This window comes from Clostridium manihotivorum, assembly GCF_004015185.1.
In the GTDB taxonomy this organism is placed as follows: domain Bacteria; phylum Bacillota; class Clostridia; order Clostridiales; family Clostridiaceae; genus Clostridium_AR; species Clostridium_AR manihotivorum.
In genome coordinates this window covers 6,130,932-6,153,522 of record NZ_CP025746.1, presented here as the reverse complement: position 1 = coordinate 6,153,522, position 22,591 = coordinate 6,130,932, and the positions used below count along the sequence as shown (strand labels likewise).

General features: G+C 30.1%; 17 protein-coding genes. 12 read left to right on the top strand and 5 right to left on the bottom strand.

Translation table 11 applies throughout. From position 1 onward, the window contains the following. Window positions 1-71: 71 nt before the first annotated feature. Window positions 72-1,226, top strand: a complete 1,155-nt coding sequence (locus C1I91_RS27100; protein WP_128215719.1) for a metallophosphoesterase — start codon at window positions 72-74, stop codon at window positions 1,224-1,226. 35 nt (window positions 1,227-1,261) lie between these two features. Here C1I91_RS27100 and C1I91_RS27095 read toward each other — a convergent pair whose 3' ends face one another. Further along, window positions 1,262-2,599 carry a peptidoglycan bridge formation glycyltransferase FemA/FemB family protein gene (locus tag C1I91_RS27095; protein WP_128215718.1) on the bottom strand — a complete coding sequence of 446 codons (1,338 nt, stop codon included), beginning with the start codon at window positions 2,597-2,599 and terminating at the stop codon, window positions 1,262-1,264. Between the two features lie 552 nt (window positions 2,600-3,151). Between C1I91_RS27095 and C1I91_RS27090 the strand changes: the two genes are divergently transcribed. The 3 genes from C1I91_RS27090 (at window position 3,152) to rsmI (ending at window position 6,354) form a co-directional block, all read left to right on the top strand. Next, window positions 3,152-4,390 (top strand): C40 family peptidase, encoded by a 1,239-nt coding sequence (locus tag C1I91_RS27090; protein WP_128215717.1) that lies wholly within the window; start codon window positions 3,152-3,154, stop codon window positions 4,388-4,390. Between the two features lie 353 nt (window positions 4,391-4,743). Continuing rightward, a complete protein-coding gene (locus tag C1I91_RS27085) occupies window positions 4,744-5,511 on the top strand; it encodes a tRNA1(Val) (adenine(37)-N6)-methyltransferase (RefSeq protein ID WP_128215716.1) in 768 nt (255 codons plus the stop codon). A gap of 3 nt (window positions 5,512-5,514) precedes the next feature. Further along, complete coding sequence (gene rsmI, locus C1I91_RS27080; protein ID WP_128215715.1) at window positions 5,515-6,354, top strand: 16S rRNA (cytidine(1402)-2'-O)-methyltransferase; 840 nt, start codon at window positions 5,515-5,517, stop codon at window positions 6,352-6,354. 159 nt (window positions 6,355-6,513) lie between these two features. On the opposite strand, the gene C1I91_RS27075 is transcribed toward rsmI, so the two are convergent. Beyond that, window positions 6,514-6,759, bottom strand: a complete 246-nt coding sequence (locus C1I91_RS27075) for an AbrB/MazE/SpoVT family DNA-binding domain-containing protein (protein WP_128215714.1) — start codon at window positions 6,757-6,759, stop codon at window positions 6,514-6,516. A gap of 937 nt (window positions 6,760-7,696) precedes the next feature. Between C1I91_RS27075 and C1I91_RS27070 the strand changes: the two genes are divergently transcribed. Beyond that, on the top strand, window positions 7,697-8,290 hold the full coding sequence (locus C1I91_RS27070; protein ID WP_128215713.1) for a DUF1836 domain-containing protein: 594 nt from the start codon (window positions 7,697-7,699) through the stop codon (window positions 8,288-8,290). Between the two features lie 90 nt (window positions 8,291-8,380). Here C1I91_RS27070 and C1I91_RS27065 read toward each other — a convergent pair whose 3' ends face one another. Next, entirely contained in the window at window positions 8,381-9,112 is a 732-nt protein-coding gene (locus tag C1I91_RS27065) for a M15 family metallopeptidase (RefSeq protein ID WP_128215712.1), read from the bottom strand. A gap of 102 nt (window positions 9,113-9,214) precedes the next feature. Between C1I91_RS27065 and C1I91_RS27060 the strand changes: the two genes are divergently transcribed. Further along, entirely contained in the window at window positions 9,215-11,569 is a 2,355-nt protein-coding gene (locus tag C1I91_RS27060; RefSeq protein WP_128215711.1) for an ATP-dependent DNA helicase, read from the top strand. A 107-nt stretch (window positions 11,570-11,676) separates the two neighbouring features. On the opposite strand, the gene C1I91_RS27055 is transcribed toward C1I91_RS27060, so the two are convergent. Next, window positions 11,677-12,555: an aldose 1-epimerase family protein gene (locus tag C1I91_RS27055; RefSeq protein ID WP_128215710.1), complete on the bottom strand. Its 879-nt coding sequence runs from the start codon at window positions 12,553-12,555 to the stop codon at window positions 11,677-11,679. 248 nt (window positions 12,556-12,803) lie between these two features. Here C1I91_RS27055 and C1I91_RS27050 point away from each other — a divergent pair, with 248 nt between their 5' ends. The 3 genes from C1I91_RS27050 to C1I91_RS27040 all read left to right on the top strand — a co-directional run bounded on the left by C1I91_RS27050 (window position 12,804) and on the right by C1I91_RS27040 (window position 15,712). Then, a complete protein-coding gene (locus C1I91_RS27050; RefSeq protein ID WP_128215709.1) occupies window positions 12,804-14,264 on the top strand; it encodes an oligosaccharide flippase family protein in 1,461 nt (486 codons plus the stop codon). Between the two features lie 166 nt (window positions 14,265-14,430). Next, entirely contained in the window at window positions 14,431-15,261 is an 831-nt protein-coding gene (locus C1I91_RS27045) for a YihY/virulence factor BrkB family protein (RefSeq protein WP_128215708.1), read from the top strand. An 88-nt stretch (window positions 15,262-15,349) separates the two neighbouring features. Beyond that, on the top strand, window positions 15,350-15,712 hold the full coding sequence (locus C1I91_RS27040; protein WP_128215707.1) for a single-stranded DNA-binding protein: 363 nt from the start codon (window positions 15,350-15,352) through the stop codon (window positions 15,710-15,712). Between the two features lie 46 nt (window positions 15,713-15,758). On the opposite strand, the gene C1I91_RS29515 is transcribed toward C1I91_RS27040, so the two are convergent. Beyond that, on the bottom strand, window positions 15,759-18,413 hold the full coding sequence (locus C1I91_RS29515) for an FAD-dependent oxidoreductase (protein WP_128215706.1): 2,655 nt from the start codon (window positions 18,411-18,413) through the stop codon (window positions 15,759-15,761). An 800-nt stretch (window positions 18,414-19,213) separates the two neighbouring features. Here C1I91_RS29515 and C1I91_RS27030 point away from each other — a divergent pair. The 3 genes from C1I91_RS27030 to C1I91_RS27020 are packed head-to-tail and all read left to right on the top strand — an operon-like array spanning window position 19,214 to window position 22,544. Next, a complete protein-coding gene (locus C1I91_RS27030; protein ID WP_128215705.1) occupies window positions 19,214-20,167 on the top strand; it encodes an AAA family ATPase in 954 nt (317 codons plus the stop codon). A gap of 17 nt (window positions 20,168-20,184) precedes the next feature. Next, window positions 20,185-21,306, top strand: coding sequence for a DUF58 domain-containing protein (locus C1I91_RS27025; protein ID WP_128215704.1), 1,122 nt, complete (start codon window positions 20,185-20,187; stop codon window positions 21,304-21,306). Next, window positions 21,306-22,544, top strand: coding sequence for a hypothetical protein (locus C1I91_RS27020; RefSeq protein ID WP_128215703.1), 1,239 nt, complete (start codon window positions 21,306-21,308; stop codon window positions 22,542-22,544). Before C1I91_RS27025 ends, C1I91_RS27020 begins: the two co-directional genes overlap by 1 nt. Window positions 22,545-22,591: the final 47 nt, after the last annotated feature.

The window sequence follows — 22,591 nt, the reverse complement described above, 5'->3', positions numbered from 1 at the left end:
AGCTCTATTTTCAATTTTTATGCTAACAGATTATATGTTTTCGCTAATATGTGGAATTAGGAGGGGAGTTTTTGAACTATAAAGTTGTGATAGCTATAATATCAGTGATTGGAGTTTATGCTCTAGGAAACTACTATATAGGTACTAGGATATATAAAGGATTAGCTAGTAACTTCTCCATAAACAGTGTTCTTTATTGGAGCATATTTTGGCTTATAGCAATTGCGTATATCATTACTATGATTTTAGGAAATTATATATCGGGAAAAATTTTTGACGTTTTTAATCTCATAGGTGCTTATTGGTTAGCCATATTATTTTATTTAATCATCTTATTTCCTTTAATAGATTTAGTAGCTTTAATAAATAGAAGGTATAGTTTCATTCCTACAGATATAGGACGATATAATGTATCATCTTTAGTTTCTTTAGTAGTTACAATTGCTATGGTTTTTATAGTTGTATACGGAACTTGGAATGGGAGACACTCATATGTTAAATCCTACGATATAAATATAGATAAAAAGATTGATGGTTTAGATGAACTTAATGTTGTTATGGTGTCTGATATACATCTAGGCAATCTTATTGATGGTAAGAGGGCAAAGACTATGGTTCAGGAGATAAATATATTAAAGCCAGATATTGTTTTGTTTGCAGGGGATATAGTAGATACAGAGGTAAAACCTTTTCTAAAAGGCAGTATGGCGGAAGAGTTTAGAAACATAAAATCAACTTATGGAACATATGCTGCTTTAGGAAATCATGACATCATGAGAGGTGATGATGATATCATCACAGAAGAGTTAAATAAGTATGGGGTTACAGTATTAAGAGATGATGTGAAAGCTATTAATGATAAGTTCTATGTAGTAGGTAGAGATGATATATCCATTAATAGAGCTAAGAGAAAAAGAAAATCTCTAGAAGGTATATTGGCTAATATAGATAAGAGTAAGCCTATTTTATTAATCGACCATACGCCTTCATCTCTAGAAGATGGGGTAAAGAACCATATAGATCTACAGGTATCTGGCCATACTCATAAGGGACAGTTTTTCCCTAATAATTTAATAACCAGCAGGATATTTGAAGTTGATTACGGTTATTTAAAAAAGAATGACATGAATGTAGTAGTCTCCTCAGGATATGGAACCTGGGGACCGCCAATAAGACTTGGTAGCAGAAGTGAAATCGTAAATATGAGGATAAAATTTAATGAATAAAAAATGTAAGTCACTGGTTTAGTGACTTACATTTTTTATTGCTTTCCATTCATTATTTTATTACGGATTTCTTTAAACTTAGGGAAGGCTTTCTTATACATATTGTATACAAAACTGTTTATAACAAGATCGAACTCGCCTATAAATTCAACAAAATTGCCATTGAAACCTTTTTTGAATTTATATAGACCATATAGAGGGTTCTCAGGGTTAAGATCTCCAGAAACCCCTCTAAAGTCGTATAGGTAGCAACCTAAATCAATGCTATCGGTTATCATAGCCCATTGCATAGCAAAGTTTGGCATAGTATCTCTCAATATATTTTCAGAGGCACCATAAAGATACCAAGCCTTTCCTCCATAGTACAGGTAAATAGAGCCGGATAAATATATTTCTTGACCTTTGAATGGTTCTATATCTTTAAGTCTGTTCTTAAAGCCTTCAATTTGTCTTTCTGATTCTTTTAGTTTACTATCTTGATCATCTATTTTCTTCTGTAGTCTAGCTAATTTATCTTCATCTTTCTCTTCTGAAAGTTTTATTCTTAGGTCATCTATTTTAATTATTGCCTTTTCTCTTACTTGAAGTTGTTTCTCCAATTTAGTATTTACTGTGGAAAAGTCTTTTTCATAACTATACTTTACCATATATAATCTGCAGTATGGATTTATATTTTCAATCATATCTTTGAAGTACTCTTTTTTTCTTACTATAAAGTTGTCCCTCTTACCTGTTGTCACCATTATTTCATGGAATCTAGATAATACTTCATCGGAGATATTATCTTTATTATAAACCTCAACAGAAAGGCCTCTATCTTCAGCAACTTTGATATTGTATCTAGTTTTATTGGAAAAAGATTTAAAAACATCTTTTTTTATTTGTTCTTTATCTTCGCCTTCTGGTAGGTTAAGTCTAAATACGAAATTTGGCTGAATTGCTTCAAAATTTTTTGAGTCTGTATTATTAAAGCCTAAACTTTTTAAAAAGTCCTTTATATTTTCACCAGCATCTATAAGTTTTTCATTTTCAGATAGATGTATATCTGGGTCAACAGTAATAAAGGATATCTTATGTTCCTTTGCATAGTTTCTTATGAAATCTGTAAACTCTATTAGAAGATTTTTATTAGTGTAGTCGCAAGTAAAGCTTCTAGGTATATAGCCCATATAGGCATTTATGTATGGAGCTTTTCTTAAAAGCATAGTTGCACATAGAACTAAATTATCATTTTCATCAAAACCACCTATGAATTTAGGAGTCCATTCTCTCTTTATGTTAGCCCAATAAGAGGTTTGAAATATATGCCCTTTTTCATGAACTGAATTAAATTCATTTATCTGAGAAGGGGGTACTTCCTTAAACTTATACAAAATAAATTCCTCCTTAATGCTTTCGCACTAAATGTTATTTGATTTTACGCATAACACTATTTTAATACTATTGGACTAACTATTTCAAGAAATTAATATATAACTGAAAATAGAGTATTTTCTGCCTATATGTATAGTAGATTATATTAATATCAAATTTAGTACATTAATGAACTTAATATATGAAGTAGACATAAACATTCATTTTAAAAGTTTCCCAATAACTATTTAAATTATACTAAAGTACTTTATGGAAGGCTGCCCAGTAAAAGTTATGTATAAAAATTATTATATTAACCAATATACTATAAGTGTTAACTAAAAATTATAATTTTAGTCCGAATATACAAATTGTCCATATATATAGCTGTTTTGGGAGTTAAAAGCATTAACAAAATGTTAATAAAATATAAAAGGTAACAAATTGGTAAATATTTATATTGTTATGTAAAACTATTTAATGGTATAATTTCAGTATAAAACAATGATAGGGGGGGAGCAGTTTTCGTATTTGACACTTTTGTCATGGATATATGAAAGCTGAGAGTACGCATGAATAAAAAAGTAATATCAACGTTAATCGTATTCAGTTTGGTATTTGGGATTGGTGTACAGGCACATGCGGCGCCACTTACGGATGATCAACAAAAACAGATACAAGATAATAGAGATAAGTATGCCGAAGTAAAAAGTAAAATAAGTGATTTGACTGATAAAATAGATGCATTAGATGACCAAATACAACCATTAGTAGTACAGATTGACAAGAACAATCAACAAATTAAACTAGTGGAAAAGCAAATTAAAACAACTCAAGAGGAAGTAGATAAAGCTAGAGCTGATCTTGATCAGAAAGAGCAAGTCTTTGGCGATAGAATGAGAGCTATATATAAGTCTGGAGGACAGGAAAGTTATATAGCTGTAATATTAAGTTCACAGAACTTTAGTGATTTTATCAGCAAGATGGAAGCTGTAGGTAAGCTTATGAGCTTGGATAAACAAATCATAAGTGATTTAAAAGATCAGAAGCAAAAGCTTGATGATAAAGTAAATGAGTTAAAAACTAAGAATGAACAATTGGCTAAACTTAATGAAAGTACACAAAAGCAAGTAGATGATTTGAATACTAAGAAAAATGATCAGCTTAAATTGGTAGCTGACTTAAAAGAGCAGCAAAAGAAGGTGTTAGGAGATCTAGCTAACTCCGAAGTAGCTCTTATACAATATCCAGCATCAATTATTGACAATGGTGATAGTTCTGTAAATGACTTACAAAATGCAATAGATATGTTAAGACAGGTTAGGACTAAGGTTGTTAGCCCAGATGTTGATAGTAAGATAGTAAATTATATAGAGAAGGCTAAAAAGGTTGCAGACAATAAGAAAGCAGCAGCTACTGCACAGACCTTCGTTAGTAGAGGTAGCAGCGGAAGTGTTCCAGCATCATCTTCTTCAGTTTTGTCTGAAGCATATAAGTACTTAGGGATTCCTTATGTATGGGGAGCTGGTGGTCCAAACTCCTTCGATTGTTCTGGATTTACAAGTTACGTTTTTGGGAAGTTAGGAGTTAGCCTTCCAAGAACAACATATGACCAAATAAATGTAGGTACATCTGTATCTTATTCAGATCTTCAACCTGGAGATTTAGTGTTTACTAGAGGTAGTGCATCTAGACCAGAGCATGTTGGTATATACGTAGGTGGGGGTCAGATGATACATGCACCAAGAACCGGTGAAAATGTAAAAGTTGGACCTATATACGATTATGTAGCTTCAAGAAGATTAAAATAATTAATTAAAAATGAGAGTAAAATAAGGAAGCTTATTAAGTCCGATGAAAGTTATATAACTTCATCGGATTTTTTACATTTTTATAATAGAAGGATGCTTATAATTCTATTTATATTCCATATGATGTAAGTCTATCAATTGGTTTCAAAACATATAGCATATTATTTTGCCTATATATCTATATGCGGGATATTTATAATGTGTGAGAACAACATTGAAGTATATTTAAATATTTATATTTGTTATGTATAATATATGATGTGTAATTGGGCATATAAAGTTTTTTTAGATATGGGATGCAGTAATGGATATAATACTAATAATAAATGGAATATGTTAAGAGAGGAAAATTAATGTTACATATAAATAATGATTTAATAAATAAACTTGTAAAAGATGATGAAAGTATTGATGATCTTCAACTGAATGGAATACATTTAATCCAAAAGAAAGAGGGATTTAGATTTGGGGTAGATGCTGTATTGCTTGCTAACTTTGCCAATGTAAAGAAAGGTAACAAAGTTATAGACATGTGTACAGGAACTGGTATAATTCCCTTTATATTAGCTGGTAAGACTAAAGCTTCAAGTTTGACAGGTATAGAAGTTCAGAGAGAAATGGTTGAGATGGCTAATAGAAGTATTGAAGTAAATGGATTAAATGATAGGATGAGTTTTATTTGTGGAGACCTTACTGATAGCAAACTTCTGAAAAGTATGGAGAAAGCAGAGGTTGTTACGGTGAATCCACCATATAAGTTAGCTAATTCTGGGATAGTTAACCCTAATGATAAGAATGCAATTGCAAGACATGAAATACTCTGTACTTTAGAAGATGTAATAATAGCAGCAAGAGTTTTATTGAAAGACAATGGAAGGTTTTTTATGGTACATAGGCCTGAACGATTAGCTGATATATTTGAGTTAATGAGAAAACATAGAATAGAGCCAAAGAGAGTAAGAATGGTACATCCAAATACTAAAAGAGAGCCTAATATAGTTTTAATTGAAGGGCAAAGAGATGGTGGAAGGTTTCTGAAGTGGGAAGCCCCTTTGTACGTTTATAAAGAAGATGGCGGTTATAGCGACGAAATTGAAGAGATTTATGGGAGGAGACAATAATTTATGGCTAAACTTTATCTAGTACCTACGCCTATAGGCAATTTAAAAGACATAACTCTGAGAGCGATAGAGACTCTTAAGAGTGTTGATGTTATTGCTGCAGAAGATACAAGACAAACATTAAAGCTTTTGAATCATTATGAGATTAAAAAGCCCCTTATAAGTTATCATATGCATAATGAGTACGGGAAAAGCGAGGATATAATAGGGATAATAAATTCAGGTAAATCTGTAGCATTGGTATCTGACGCTGGAACACCAGGAATATCAGATCCAGGCGAGATAATTGTTAAAAGATGTATTGAAGAAAATGTAGAGTTTGAAGTGTTACCAGGAGCAACAGCAACTACAACAGCATTAGTTTATTCTGGATTTGATACTACTAAGTTTATATTTAGAGGATTTCTTCCTAGAGAAAATAAAGATAGATTAAAGGTCGTAGAAGATCTTAAAGATAGAAGTGAAACTATAATATTTTACGAAGCTCCCCATAGACTTTTGAATACATTAGATTTTTTGAAAGAATGCTTTGGGGATAGAAGAATATCAATATGCAGAGAGCTAACTAAGCTTCATGAAGAGGTGGTAAGAGTCAACATAAGTGAAGCTCTAGTATATTTTACATCTAAGCAGCCAAAAGGAGAATTCGTATTAGTACTTGAAGGCAAGACAAAGGAAGAAATTGAAAATGAAAAGAAATCAGAGTGGGAGGATCTTTCCATAGAAGAACACATTATAAAGAATATTAATGCTGGGATGGGGAAAAAGGATGCTATAAAAGCTGTAGCTAAGGAAAGAAAGCTACCTAAATCTGAAGTTTATAAATATTCTACGAGTATATAATATAATTTTATTTTTTATTGCTTGGCATAAATAGCTAATCTAAAGCTCTAATATTGGCTAGGTTTAGATAACAAGAAATGTTAAACTTCCCTTAACAGTAAAAAAATAATAAGCACTTCAAGGGGAGTTGAAGTGCTTATAAATTAGAATCATATTTAATTATTTATCGTTCTTAAGCTCTAGTAAGCAGTTCTTACAGATATTCTTTCCTCTGTAGTTTATTACGTCTCTAGCATCACCACAGAATATACAAGCTGGTTCGTATTTCTTTAATATTATTTGTTCACCATCTACATATATTTCTAGAGCGTCTTTTTCTGCTATGTCTAAAGTTCTTCTTAATTCTATAGGAATAACTATTCTTCCTAACTCATCTACTCTTCTAACTACACCTGTTGATTTCATTTTTGTTTCCTCCTCATATCCTACATCTTTCGACAAATTATATTATAATACTAGCAAAAATGTAATATAAAGTCAATATTAAATGATAATATTTTTTGTTTTTTTACAAATATTTTATCTAGTAAACTTATAGATTAAATATACTACCATTTTTTTGAAAAGTCAATACCATTACTTGTTCAAAAATATACAAATTTCTTCAATAAATTTGATAAATATTCAATAATGGATAATTAAATTAATGTTTTTATATAAATTAATAGTAAATTATTCAAAAAAACAAATAATTACTAAAAATCATAAAAACAATTAAAAAAAAGTAATTTGTTGGAATAGTGGACTAGCATTGTCGAAATTAAGCTTTTGTTGGGGTAAAAAATGTTTTTTACATCAATAGTATATGTAATTAAAATAAATTTTGTTTATATTTATATGGAAACACACCCATTAATATTGTAAAATTAACTATTAATAAATAAAAAAGATTATAATAGGTGTATAGAATAAATTTTTATGTAAAAATAATGTAATATTTCGAGTGTATAAAAATATAATAATTTGTTGGATTAAGGTGTTTTTTAGTAGTATTTCCACATGTAATAAACAGGTTATCCACATGCATTCTGTGGATAATGTGCAAAAGTTTGTACATTATTTATTGCAAACACAAGATGTTGTGTTAAGTTATCAACATATACTGTTTATAACCTGTGAATAACTGTGGATAAGTGTGGAAAGATAGGATTTAATAATTATATAAGTTTATATGAGCAAAGCTTCATGTAAGGTATAGGAAGAAAAATTTAGTATTGAAAAATAATTAAGGTAAGATTATAATAATTATAAAAAATAGGCGCAGTTAACTTGTAATGGGTTTATGTATACTATATAATAGAAGTATATAGTAACATAAAATCAATATATTTAGAGGTGTGTTATGGACGATAAGAATTTCGATCTAAATTATATAATAGGGTTAGCAGAAGAAATGTCAAAGAATAGTATGGTATCATATGATGAGTTGCCAAGATATGATTTGTTTTTATCACAGGTTATTGATTATTTAAATGATAAATTTACTGAAGATAAGTATACCAACAATATTGTTCAAAATTATATAAAAAGTGAAGTAATAACTAAACCTGAGGATGGAAAAAAGAGAGGTTACACAAAACTTCATCTTGCACAGTTAGTTTTATTAAGCTATATGAGGCCCCTATTGACAACAGAGGAAATAAAGAAGGTATTTAGATTAGCGTTTAATGAAATAAATGATAGAACTGATGATATAATATCTTGGGAAGATGCTTATAAGATATTTTCAGAGATACAAACTGATAGCTTTAAAGATTTTTTAAAGGCGCCGTTGTTTAATGAAGATAAGTTAGAAGGATTTGTTAAAAATCTTAAGTTAGAATCATCTGATGAAGAAAGAATAAGAATATTCTTAATGGTTATGTCGTTAATAGCTCAGGCTAGTGTAATAAAGAAGTTAGTCCAAAAACTAGTAAATGAATATCATTCAGAATAATATAATTTAATTTACTTATAGTTAGATCTTTTTTAGTATTTTAATAGTTTAGAAAAGATAACTGTGAAAAAACCACTAATAGTATTTCTATTAGTGGTTTTTTAAATCATCTAGAGAAAGATTTATAACTGGGTATTTATCAGCATCTTTGTCGTCATAGTGCCACCATTCAGTTTGAATAGTATTGAAGCCATGCTTCTCCATTATCGAGGTAAGTAGATTCATATTTTTTCTTGCAGTAGCACTCATAGTAGTGCTTGTTCTATATGCAGTTACATTAAATTCATCGAATCCAGTGGGCATCTCTAACTCGTTACCATTTTCGTCTACCAAAGTAATATCTACTGCAACACCTCTATTATGTCTTGACCAATTAGCGTAAGGGCTTGCAATAAACCTACTATCATGTACTATGCTCCAAAAGTATTGCTGTACTTCCGGTGGACGATAAGCATCCCATATTTTTATTCTATAACCCATTGTTTTAAATTCATTGTTTGCAGCGATAAGTTTGTCTAATGTTGCTTTTTGAAGAAGACATACATCTTTTAGATATACTTTCTTCTTAGTAAAGTTATTGTCTGTTGCATAACGTAAATCTATGACAATTGAAGTATCATAATCAACTACATGTACTAGTCCATTGTAGGAGGATTTTTCGTTAAAGTTTGAGTGCTGTTTTATTGCAAATGATTTTATCTTAATTATTGCAGTATTTGTATTTTTTATATCATGGATAAAAGCTATATATAAACCTATGAAAAAGCCTAAGACAATCACGACTAATATAGGAATGTACTTTTTTATCAGGTTAATATTCATATTGCAAAATCTCCCTTTGACATAGAATCTTGTTATTCTATAATTAACTTATCGTGTTTTAATTATACCACTAAAGGAGCTCTTTAGAAAAAGGATGATTGTATGGTGAAAAAGGATATAAGGATATCAGTTAGAAATATAGTTGAGTTTGTACTTAGAACAGGCAGTATTGATAATAGATTTATGAGTAAGACTAGAGCACAGGAAGGTGTTAGGGCACATCAAAAGCTTCAAAAGCAGAATGAAAGAGAATTATCTAATTATCAAAAAGAAGTATATATGAAGCATAAATTTCAGTTTGATAAATTTGATATAGTAGTTGAAGGAAGAGCTGATGGCATAATAAAAGAAAATGAACAAAATATAATTGAAGAAATAAAAAGCACTAATAGTAATCTCAGCATGATTGATGAAGACTATAATGCTCTTCATTGGGCACAAGCTAAGTTTTACGCTTATTTTTACTTGATAGATAATAATCTTGAAGATGTAGATATACAGCTTAGCTATTATCAATTAAGCACAGACGAAGTAAAGTGTATAAGGAAAAATTACAAAGCAGATCAATTAAGAGAATTTGTGATGAGCATAGTAGAAAATTATTATATGTGGGCAAAAGTAGAAGCTAATTGGATAGAGCGTAGAAATAATTCAATAGGCGAAGTGGTTTTCCCCTTTAGTAATTATAGAAAAGGTCAGAGAGAACTTGCTGTAGCCGCTTATAATACTATAAGACAGGAAGAAACCTTATTCGTGCAAGCTCCTACAGGTATAGGGAAAACAATATCTACCATATTTCCTGCTATAAAGGCCTTAGGCGAGGGGCTTGGTGATAGAATCTTTTATCTAACCGCTAAGACTATAACTAGGACGGTAGCAGAGGAAGCTTTTGATAGGCTAAGAGAGAAAGGGCTTAAATGTAAGTCTATTACTATTACAGCAAAGGATAAGATATGTTTTAGTAAGGGATCAGCCTGCAATCCAGATGAATGCAGTTATGCTCTTAATTACTATGACAAAGTTAATGATGCTATAAGAGATTTAATAACTAATGAAGATTCAGTAACGAGAAATATAGTTGAGAAATATGCATTAAAACATAAAATATGTCCTTTTGAATTTTCTCTAGATCTAACATTCTGGTGTGATGCAATAATTTGTGACTATAACTATGCATTTGATCCTAAGGTGTATCTGAGACGTTTTTTTGAAGATATAGATGAAAACTATATCTTTCTAATTGATGAGGCTCACAATTTGGTTGAACGTTCAAGAGAGATGTTTTCAGCAGCAATAGATAAGAGCAACATTATGGAATGTAAAAAAATTTCTAAGGGAAAGTCTCCAGGAATGTATAAGGCACTTAGTGCTTTAAATAGCTATATGATAGAGCTTAGAAGAAGAACAGAAGAAATAGAGGTGGATTATTTAGTTTTAGAGGAAAATCCTAAAGATTTATATCCCCTTATAAGAAACTTTTTAAAAGAGTCCGATGAATATTTAATTAAGAGCAGAGGAACTGAAGGATATGAAAATATATTGGAATTATATTTTCAGTTGAACTCTTTTATAGCAATAGGAGAGAACTATGACAATGGATATATTAGCTATATAGATTGTGCCAATAAGAAAGTAGTGTTAAAACTATTTTGTATATATCCAAGAAATAAGATGATAGAGGCTATGAATAGGGCAAAAAGTAAGATTATATTTTCTGCAACTTTAACTCCTCTTAATTATTTTATAGATGTACTTGGAGGTGATGAGAATAGCTACAAGCTAAGACTAGCCTCGCCTTTTGAACGAGAAAATATGAATTTAAATATAGCAACGCTTTCTACTAGATATAAACATAGAGAAAAAAATATAGGTTATATAGTTGAGTATATCCATAACTTTGTAAGTTCTAAAGTAGGAAATTATATAATATTTTTACCTTCCTACTCATTTATGATTAATGTTTATGATAATTTTAAAAATGTTTATCCTGATATAAACACCATACTACAAAGTGGAGATATGAATGAGGAAGAGAGAGAAGTATTTCTGAAGAAGTTCGATAATAATCCAGATAGTACCATGGTGGCTTTTTGTGTGATAGGTGGAGTATTCTCTGAAGGTATTGATTTAACTAATGATAGACTTATAGGAGCTGCAATTGTTGGAGTTGGACTGCCGCAGTTATGTACCGAAAGAGAACTCATAAGAAATTTTTTTGGTGACAAGGATATGGGGTATGATTATTCCTATACTTATCCAGGAATGAATAAGGTGCTTCAAGCTGCTGGTCGAGTTATAAGAACCGAAGACGACATTGGCTCAGTTTTGCTTATAGATGATAGGTTTGCCACTAATAAGTATATGGCATTGATGCCGAGAGAATGGCTTAAGGAATATAATATAATAAGAGATCCGAATATGTTAGAAGCCAAACTGAAGGAATTTTGGGGTAACTAGCTAAGCTAAAATCATATACATTCGGAAAAGTTGATGCTCAAAAAAGAGCTCGCTGAATAAGGTTACTTCAGCGAGCTTTTTAATGTCTAGAAAAAATAGAGCATTACTTAACAATTTATTGTTACTGAATAAGAGCAATTAAAACTTTTGCTTTGATCCAGCTTTAATATACCTTCCTTATCTGAAAACTCACCAGTGAAATCCTCATAATCGGCATGGCCATACCAAGGCTCTATACACACAAAAGGAGATCCTGTAGGTTTAGACCAAAGGCCTAGATAAGGAAAACCACTAAAATCGAAATCTAAGGATTTGGAATGATTCTTTGACTTTAAGGATATTCTTGTAGAGTTTAAGTCTTCTAGAATCAGCGCATCATTCTTAAATAATTCCTTCGATAACATTATATTATTTTCGTTCTTTAGAAATGGAACAGACTCTCTTTTTAGAAACCCGTCACTGTTTAGTGGTATTAATGAAGCAGTCTCCTCTTTATTGAATTCAAAGTAGTAGTCGCTTAATGATTCATTTTCTAATATAGGACACATAAAAGCAGGATGAGCTCCTATGGAGAAAGGTATAACTTTAGAGTCTAAATTGGTTACAGTATAATTTATAGTTAAAGTGTTATTTTCTATTATATAGCTTATTTTTAATGAGAATTTAAAAGGATAAACCTTTAAGGTTTCTTCAGAATATATTAATTCATAAGTAATAGAATTCTCAGTTTTATTTAGTAAAGAAAAATCTTGTACTCTAGCAAGCCCATGTTGAGGTAAAGAGTATTTTTCTCCATTAACTAAGTACTGGTTATTGTTTACCTTTCCGACTATAGGGAATAGTATTGGAGCATGATACTTCCAGTAAGTTTCATCTCCATTCCAAAGACGTTCTGTATTGTCTGATTTTGAGAAGATACTGTGAAGTTCTCCTCCATAGGTTGAACTACTAATCTTCAAAAAATTGTTTTCTAAAGTATTTATCACATAAATCACTCCTTACAAATATGTATTAATTATACCACTTTACTTTAATAAAATAGAAATTATTGTAGCAGATAGTGGGTTAATTATGAGAATTGATTAATTGTAACACTTTATTAATGGACAATATTGAAACTATAAAATATAATTACATCTTGTAAAGAATATTTTATTTTTGTACTTTTAACTATAGAAGATCATACAAAGATTTTATCATTTAAATTATTATTTTTTAACGGAAGGTTAGCTTTATGGAGAAGAACAAATCTATTACGAGAAATGTAATATTCAAGGTTTTACTAAGTACTTTTAATATATTAGTACCACTTATAATAGGTCCCTATGCCTATAGAGTAATAGGGGACAATAATATGGGAATGATTAATCATGCTGATGCAATCTATAATTATTTCTATATTTTTGCAACCTTTGGCATATACCAATATGGCTTAAGAGAAATGAGTAGGATAAGAAATGATAAGGAAAAGCTTAAGACAGTATTTACTAGTCTATTTGTTATTGGAGTAATAGCTAATATTGTAGTCTTATCAATATTCATAATGTTTACTAATGCAAAGTATGGAGGTACAGTAAAGTACCCTGTACTGATGTTGTATTCAATTAATATATTTGCTAACGTATTTTATATAGAGTGGGCAAATGAAGCTTTAGAAAACTATGATTTTATAGCTATAAAAACCATAATAGTAAGAATAATTTACCTTATCTGCTTATTTGCATTTGTAAGAACAGAGAAAGACTATATTATATACACAGTAATAATAAATGCATATACTCTTTTAAACTACTTTGTGAGTTTCATTTATATAAAGAAAAGAATAGGTTTTAGTTTTAAGAATTTAAACTTAAGTATCCACGTTAAGTATTTACTAATGTCCCTTATAATGGGCAATGCTAACATGCTTTATATACAGCTTGACAGAGTAATGCTTGGTGATTATGTAAGTGATAGGTCTGTTGCATATTATACGCTTTCTTCATACATAACATCTATGCTTAATACTTTAATACTATCGGTGGTATATGTAACTATACCAAGACTTGCGAATATAGTGGCCAAGGATGACGAAGATGGGTATCATAATCTTTTAAATAAAGTGTGCGAGAATCTATTTGCTTTCATATTTCCAGCAGCTATTGGAATATTTGTGACTGCTAGAGAGATAGTACTTATATACGGTGGTGCTAAGTACATAGATACTGTTCCAGTACTAAAAGGATTTACTTTCTTTATGATAACCTCTGCCTTTGAGTCTGTTTTCACCAATCAAATATTATATGTAAAAAGAAAAGAGAAGAGACTTGTTTTATTTATACTTGGAGCAGGAGTAATGAATTTAATATTTAATATTACATTAGTAAAGTTAGGAATATTTACTGCAGTTACAGCAATATATACCACAGCATTAGCTAATTTTATTTTAATAAGTATGGAATTTATTTATGCTGTATTTGTGCTTAAAGTAAAGATAAATTTATTTACTATGGAAAAGCTTAAATATCTTTTATACTCGATTATATTTATACCTATAACCTTAGGGATAAGAATGGTCACAAATAGGGTTGTTCCTGTGTTTTTACTTGCGGTTACAATAAATGTACTATATTATGTTGGGGTATTATATCTAACGAAAGATAAAGTTCTGTTAGCTTTTATCAATAAGTTCTTTAAAAAAGCTAGTAAGGCATAGCTCTTAAAATTATTAAGCTCTCATCTTTATGACGAGAGCTTTTTTACTTTTAAGAAAAGTATAAAATGTTTGCTGTCTATTAAATTATAATTTAAGTTTTATAGGGAATATTAATGTATATAATAACAATATATTATTACTATTAGCATTATAAAAAGGTGGTTTGATGAATAAAGATTGTTTAGTGAAAAAGAATTGTTTGATTGATACTTTTAAAATTCTTATTAAAAAAGTTATTGAAGATGATATTTTTGCTTTAGCATCTCAATTAGCGTATAATCTTATACTTTCGTTTTTTCCGTTTTTGATGTTCATTATGACAATTGTGGGTATGAGTAATCTAAGTAGTGAGCAAGTTCTATCTAGTTTAAGTTTGATACTTCCTGTTAGCGCTTTTGAGTTGATAAAGTCTACTGTAGTAGAGGTTGTAGAGGTTCAGCAAAAGAACCTATTATGGATAAGTTTGCTATTAGCTTTATGGACATCTTCTTCAGGATTTAGTGGTGTTATAAAAGGGTTAAATAAAGCTTATGAGGTAAAGGAAAGTAGATCTTATATAAAGGTTACCTCTATAGCTATAATGTGTACTATAGTTTTTGCTCTAATGATAGTTATAACTTTATTTCTTATGGTTTTTGGAGATTTAATAGGCCACTTTCTAATGGCCAGGTTTCCTTTTGATGAGGCTATAAAGTTTGTGTGGGATATGGTAAGGTTTATAGTTATGATATCAATTATGATATTAGTTTTTGCAGCGCTATATCATTTTACTCCTAATAGAAAACTTGGTTGGTCGGAAGTTCTACCTGGTGCAGTAGTAAGTACTATAGGATGGTTGGCGGTATCTTATATATTCTCTTACTATGTTAACAATTTTAGCAACTACTCAAGGTTTTACGGAAGTCTAGGGGCGGTGTTTATTTTAATGACTTGGCTTTTTCTAACATCACTTATACTTCTTCTCGGAGGAGAAATTAATGCAGTTCTTGCTGAATGATGAAAATTATTAAATAAATATCTATAAGTGTATAAAAAACTCCTGAGTGGATAGAATTTACAATAAGAATCTTCAGGAGGTTTAAGTTATGAATAAAATTGTTTTATTAGGAAGATTAATAAGAGACCCTGAACTAAGAATAGTTGAAGACAGCGAGAAAATATATACTAAGTTTATTATTGCTGTAGAAAGAAACTTTAAATCTTCAGACGGGGAAAGAAAATCGGATTTAATTCCTGTTACTCTTTGGGGCAGAAAGGCTGAAGTTGTTTGTAAATATATGAAAAAAGGAAGCATAATCAGTTTGAGCGGAAGACTAAGAACGGGAAGCTATGAGGATAAAGATGGTAATAAGAAATACATAGCAGAAGTCGTAGCAGAAGATTTTAGATTTGTAGGAAACAAAAAGAATGTAGAAAATGATGAATTAGTAAGTGAAGATGGTAACTAAAAGAAAGAGGTAAAGATTATATCTTTACCTCTTTTAATCTCTTGTTTTATGAAATTAAACCTGAAGAAACTGCTTCTGATTTAGATATACCTTTACCTATACCACTTAGAATTTTTGTTGCTTTTGCTAGTCCACCTATTAATATTCCAGCCACTAGTTTATCAGCTTTGAAGAATAACTTTCCATACTGACCTTCAGGTAGGTTGTTATAAGGCACTTCTTCAAGAGACTCATCTGCAAAGTCTACTGAACCAGCAGAAAAAACATGAGCTCCTAGGGCGTTAAACATAACTGAAGATACGAACTTATTAAAGGATTTACAACTAACTACTGAGTTAGTACCAGCTACTTTACCCATTTCTATAGCAGCAGGCCAGTTTCCATAAACTATTCCATTAAGCTCAGCTACATCACCACAAGCATAGATATCAGCAATGTTAGTTTCCATGTTGTCATTAACTAAAATACCACGATTAATATCTACTCCAGCAAGTTTCGCTAATTCGCAATGTGGTCTAACACCAACTGAGAATAGGAGAAGATCACAGTCAAGAGTTTTTCCACTTCCAAGTTTTATTCCAACCACTTTATTATCTTTAACCACAATTTCTTTGCAGCATTCGCCTAATAATATGTCTACTTCAGAATTATCAATTATATTTTTAAATAATTGTGAACCAGCTTCATCTAGTTGTCTAGGAAGTAATCTTGGTAAAAATTCTACTACAGTAACTTCTGTACCTTTTTTTGATATTTCAGCAGCGGCTTCTAAACCGAGAAGGCCTCCACCTATAACTATAGCTTTTTTAGAGAGCTTTAAAGCGTCTCTAACTTCAAAAGTATCATTTAAATCTTTTATTGTGTAAATGCCATCGATTGTTTTATAGTTGAAGGAATTAAGTTCGGCTAAGCTTTCGCCTTTATCTGAAATCACTGCAGTAGGAGGTATAAAGTTATAACTTCCGTTAGCAAGTATTAACTTATCATAGCTTAAATTTTGTCCATTATCTAATGAAACTACCTTATCATTAGAATCTATGCTTGTAACTGTAACTCCTAATAACTGAGTAATAGAATTTTCTTCGTACCACTTTTCAGGAGCTATATAAAACTTCTCATCAGCAATATCTTTTGTTAGTAGATCTGATAGTTGGGGTCTAAAGTAGGATCTAACTTCTTCTTTAGATACTATTGTGATTTCACCTTTTTTATTATTTTCTCTTATGGATTTAGCTGCATAGAAGCCTGCTGCTCCATTACCAATAATAACATAGCGATCATTACTTTCTTTTACAGGTGCAGCAGCTTCTCTTTCAACTTCAACAAATTGATCACTTCCAGCACCACATACTGGACATATTTCAGGAGGAAGCTCTCCTTCAAATATTTCTCCGCATATAACGCACTTCCAAAGCTTTAATTCTCCGTCTCCACCCTCAATTTTTTCTACTGTTGATTGTTTTTTTGGTTTGAAGTCAGACTTTTTTTTTTCAAGGACCATTTCACCAAATCCAACACCAAATTCGAAGGCTTTTTGTAAGTCCTCTTCTGATGGCTTGAAATTTATCTTTAATCCTGGACCATAAATCTTCATCTTAAGTTCTTCTAATCTTGTTTCAATTCTTGGAACAGCTTCTCCGCTCCAACCATAGGAACCAAATGCTGCTGCAACTTTTCCACCATGAATTACAGGGTTTAATTTTGATAGCACATCTCTTATAGGTTCTAGCAATTCACTTACAATTGTTGGAGAACCGAATAATATACCATCTGAATCGCTTATATCAGCCACAATATCCTTCATATCGTGGTTAATTACGTTGTAAACTTTAATTTCATATGCACCAGTTGTGTTGATGCCTTCAGCTATTTTATAAGCAAGCTGTTCAGTGTAGCCATAAGCTGAAACGTAAGAAATAGTTATTTTCTTTTTGCCATCTTCTCTTGGAGAAGGAGGAGTGCTCCATTCTTTATAAAGGTTAACCACGTCCCAAGGAGTTGTTCTTAATATTGGTCCGTGTCCTGTACATATAGTATCAATTTCTAAATCCTTTATCTTATCTATAGCCTTAAGGACATAAGGCTTAAATGGTCCCATTATACAGTCGTAATAGTATCTTAATGACTCCATATATCTGTCATGGTCTTCTGCTGGTATTAAATCATCAAATACTCCCTCAAAGCAGAAGTGGCTTCCAAAAGAATCACAAGTTATTAACAATTTATCTTCTTTTACATAAGTATATATAGAATCTGGCCAATGTAAGAATGGTACTGATAAGAATTGTAATGTCTTATTACCTAAACTTATAGTATCACCATCATTAACTACTATGGCTTCAAATTTAGTATTTGCTATTTTGTGCATAAATTTAATAGCTGGAGCTGAACCTACTATTTTTGCATTAGGTGAAAGCTCTAATAATTTTGCAACTGAGCCAGCATGATCTGGTTCAGTATGATCAACTACTATATAATCTATATTATTTATATCAACATCTAAGCTTTTCAATCTTGAAATATATTGATCAAAGAATTGAACCTTAACTGTTTCAAATATTGCTACTTTTTCACTACCCTTAACTACATAAGAGTTGTAAGTTGTTCCGTTTGGAGTATACATTATAATATCAAAGACTCTTAAATCAGGATCTAAAGCACCTACCCAATGAATATCATTTTTAACTTCTAAAGAACGCACTAAAATCACTCTCCTCAACTATTCACATTAATACAAACCGTTTATTAATTAATAATTATTATTTGTTATATATATATATATTATACACTAACTAGCTGTTTTGTAAAGATAAAAATTTAACAAATATAGGTTGTATATTTAAAGATTTAGTAATTAAAATAGGTTTTATTAAAGTGTAAAATCCTTAAATATAGTCGTTTAAATTAGTATACGTCTTTACTTTATTACATATTCAGTACAGAAATAAATTAAACACTGGGTAATTGAATAAAAGATTCTAGTTTTATACAAAATTTATTATTTGATATTGCAAAATTTAATGTATATGGTATAATTAAGTTAGTTGATGATAACGTATACAAAAAAGATTACCGTTTCTTCAATTATGGTATTTGTGGGAATTTAGGTGAGATAAAAAGCAAATGGAGTTGGTAAACCAGCTCCATTTGCTTTTTTTACTGTTAAATTAAGTATGAAATTTTTGCTATCTAAACCTAGCAATACAAAGGCTTTAGAGCGGCTCCTTAGAGTAAATAGTAACAAAATAAAATTATGCATACTGTCATATTTTCGTCATGTAAATTCGAAAAGATAGATGCAGAAAAAATAAAACTTAGATAAGTTTTCGAAAAATATAATAAATAATTAATATTTTGAAAGTTTTTTATTTAACATAGATATAATAGCTCACTAAAGTTGCAAATGCTTGAACTCTATAGTTATAATTATATATAAATATTAATATTAGTAATTATTTGTTTAAAGGGGGCGAAGGGTAAGCAGTAGATTACCTGAATTATATGGAGATAAATAATTTTGTGAAATTTAGAGAGAAGATTCAAAACAATATTGGAAAAGTAATAGTAGGAAAAGAGGAAAAGATTGATAAAATAATTGTAGCTTTTATTTGTTCTGGACATGTTCTGTTAGAAGACATACCTGGATTAGGTAAAACCAAGCTTTCAAAAGCCTTATCGAAGACTTTAAACTGTACATTTAAAAGAGTTCAGTTTACTCCGGATCTTTTACCATCTGATCTGACTGGAATATACTTCTATAATCAAAAAACAGGTGAGTTTGAACTGAAAAAGGGACCGTTGATGAGTAACATAGTCCTTGCAGACGAAATAAATAGAGCCACACCTAGAACTCAGTCAGCTTTACTTGAGTGTATGGAAGAAAGGCAAGTTACTATTGAAGGAAATACCTTAAAGCTTGATAGCCCTTTCTTTGTAATAGCGACTCAGAACCCTATTGAGCAGTTTGGTACATTCCCGCTTCCTGAAGCACAGATGGATAGGTTCTTTATGAGACTTTCTATGGGGTATCCTGAGTATGAGGAAGAGAGGGCAATATTAAATAAATATATGAGTGAAGATCCTTTAGAAGATTTGAAAGCGGTTATATCTATGGAAGATATAATATATGTACAAAAACATTACTCAGAAGTAAGTGTAAGTGAAGATATTAAGAGTTATATACTTGATATAATTTCAGAAACAAGAAAGAGCTATGATATAGAGTTAGGAGCATCTCCTAGAGCTACTTTAAACTTAATGAGAGGAGCTCAAGCATTAGCAGCAATTAGTGGTAGAGATTATGTAATACCTGAGGATATTAAGAGCATAGCAGTAAGCATTGTCTCCCATCGTTTAACTGTAAAATCCTCTATTGGAACCTCTAGAAGTGATTCTCAAGAAAAGATCTTAGAAGATATATTAAATAAGATAGATACTCCTTTAGAAAAGCTGTAATCCAGTGAGGTGGTGACGTGGATGGTATATTAATATTATTTTTTTCTATATCAATAATTTCTATAATAGCAGAAAAGATAAGAAGAAATGCATTTAGAAACCTATCAATATTTAGAAAGATCGATAAAAAATCAATGTATCCTGGGGAAGAAATAAATGCAAAGTTGTATTTTGAAAACTTCTCTAAGATATTTATACCTTTTGTTCATGTTGAAGAACAAGTTCCATTAGAATTAGAAAGAATAGGCCAATCATATAGTGAGAGAATAGGTGATGTAAAATATTATTCCAATGTTTTCAATATCGGGGCAGTAGAAAGGCTGAAGTTTAATTACAAATTTTCATCTAATAAAAGAGGAATATATTATTTGAAAAACATAAAAGTATCAATAGGAGATGTTTTTGGATTATCTGAAGATATTCGTGAATTTGAAGATTACATTGAAATAATAGTATTTCCCAAAGTTAAGAGTCTTTCAGAACTTCAATTTAATAATAATAGTCTTTTAGGAGATATAATAGTAAAGAGGTGGATATTTCAAGATCCATTGTATGTAAAAGGCATTAGGGAGTATACCACAGATCATAGGATGAAAGATATTCATTGGAACTCTTCTATAAGAATGGGAAAACTAATGGTAAGAGAATATGATTTTACTTCTGATAGACAAGTTACCTTTTTATTTAACACTCAGACTACAACACCATTCTGGAATGTGTATGAAGGTAATAATATTGAAAGCGGAATAGAGTTGATGGCATCAATAGGCAAGGAGCTTATATATGGAGGTATTGCTACAGGAATATGGACAAATGGGCAGATAGTAAGTTATTTTGGAAAGCACGGCAATGAATTGCCTCCATCTACTTCATCAGTTGAAAGATTTTTAGAATATTGTGCAAGGATAGATGTAAATACAAAGTTTTCATTTAGTGACTATATATATAATAAAAGAGATAAGTTTGATATAAATACAGTGTATCTGCTTATCACTTCATATATTGATAATGAATCTGCAGCAATAATAAATATATTAAGAAGTAAGGGGATACTGATAAAGCTTATAGATATATCAAAACAAGGAGATATTAATATTCCTGGAGTTGAAAAGTTACATCTAAGCGGGGAGGGAAGATGATGAATTTATATAGATTTATTAAAGTAATATACGGTATTTTAGTATCTACTTTTGCATTTATAATTTCATCAATTCTGTTAAATGCTATAGGTGGAGTAGAACCTAAATTCATTGTTTATGTTATTACAATATTGTTCATGTTTCTATTTTATTATATGAATAATAAAATAAGTAAGAAGAATGGATATAAAATTATTATAGTAGTTCATAATGTATTATATTTTATTACATTATGCATTATGTTTGGGGTAGGAGATAACCTAAGCTTACAACTAATAGTTTTAATTCAAGAAGTGTTATTATTTGGGGGGGAAAGTGGATCTATAACAAGAGATTTTTATAAAAGCAGACTAAGAAATTTAGTAATATTTTTAGTTGTAGGAATAGTATTCTCTTTCTTTGCATCTAAAGAAGTTACTACCTACTTATATCCATTTTATATGCTGTTCTTAATTACAGGAATTATCTTATTAAGAGCTTCAAGAGCATTTCAATATAAACTTGAAAGCTCTAAAAAAGCAAAAAGTTATATAATAATAATTGTGTTATCTTTATTTTTATTTAATCCATATATATACACATTTCTGTTGAATATTATTAAAATATTATATAAGAAAATTGAATGGATTCCTCTGACACTTATCTATTTTATATCATTACTGCTTGAGTATCCTATAAAAATGATACAAGCATTATTGGCTAATGCTAAGACAACCGAAAGTGTTGATAATGGAGCTAAGACAGTAGATAATCAATTAAAGGTTGGCGACTATAGTGGTGTTACTACTAACCTAGTATTAAAAATTATATTTATTCTTCTTATAGTTATGTTTTTTATAATTATGTTTAGAATGATATTGAAGAGAAGTAAGGATAAGCAGAGGAACATTGAGACTCTTGGAGGAATAGAAAGAGAAAGTTTAGAAGAACTAGGAAAGAATAATAAAAAGATTAAAAAAAATAATTGGTCCGGAGCAAATGGAAAGATACTAGAGATATTTTATAATATAGAAAAAGATACTTATAAGAAAAATATATTTAAAAGAAGTATGACTGCAAGTCAATTATTTAATATATCAAAATCCTATATAGATAGAGATAAGGAGTTTAAGAATATAATTGATACCTATAATGAAGCTAAGTTTTCTTCACATGAAATTAGTAAAGAGGTAATAAAAGAATATGAAGAAAACTATAAAGGATTAAAAAAACAGATAAAAGATATTAAAAAGGCATAAATTCTTGAATAAAATAATCTCCTTTGGATAAAAATACTACTTGAATT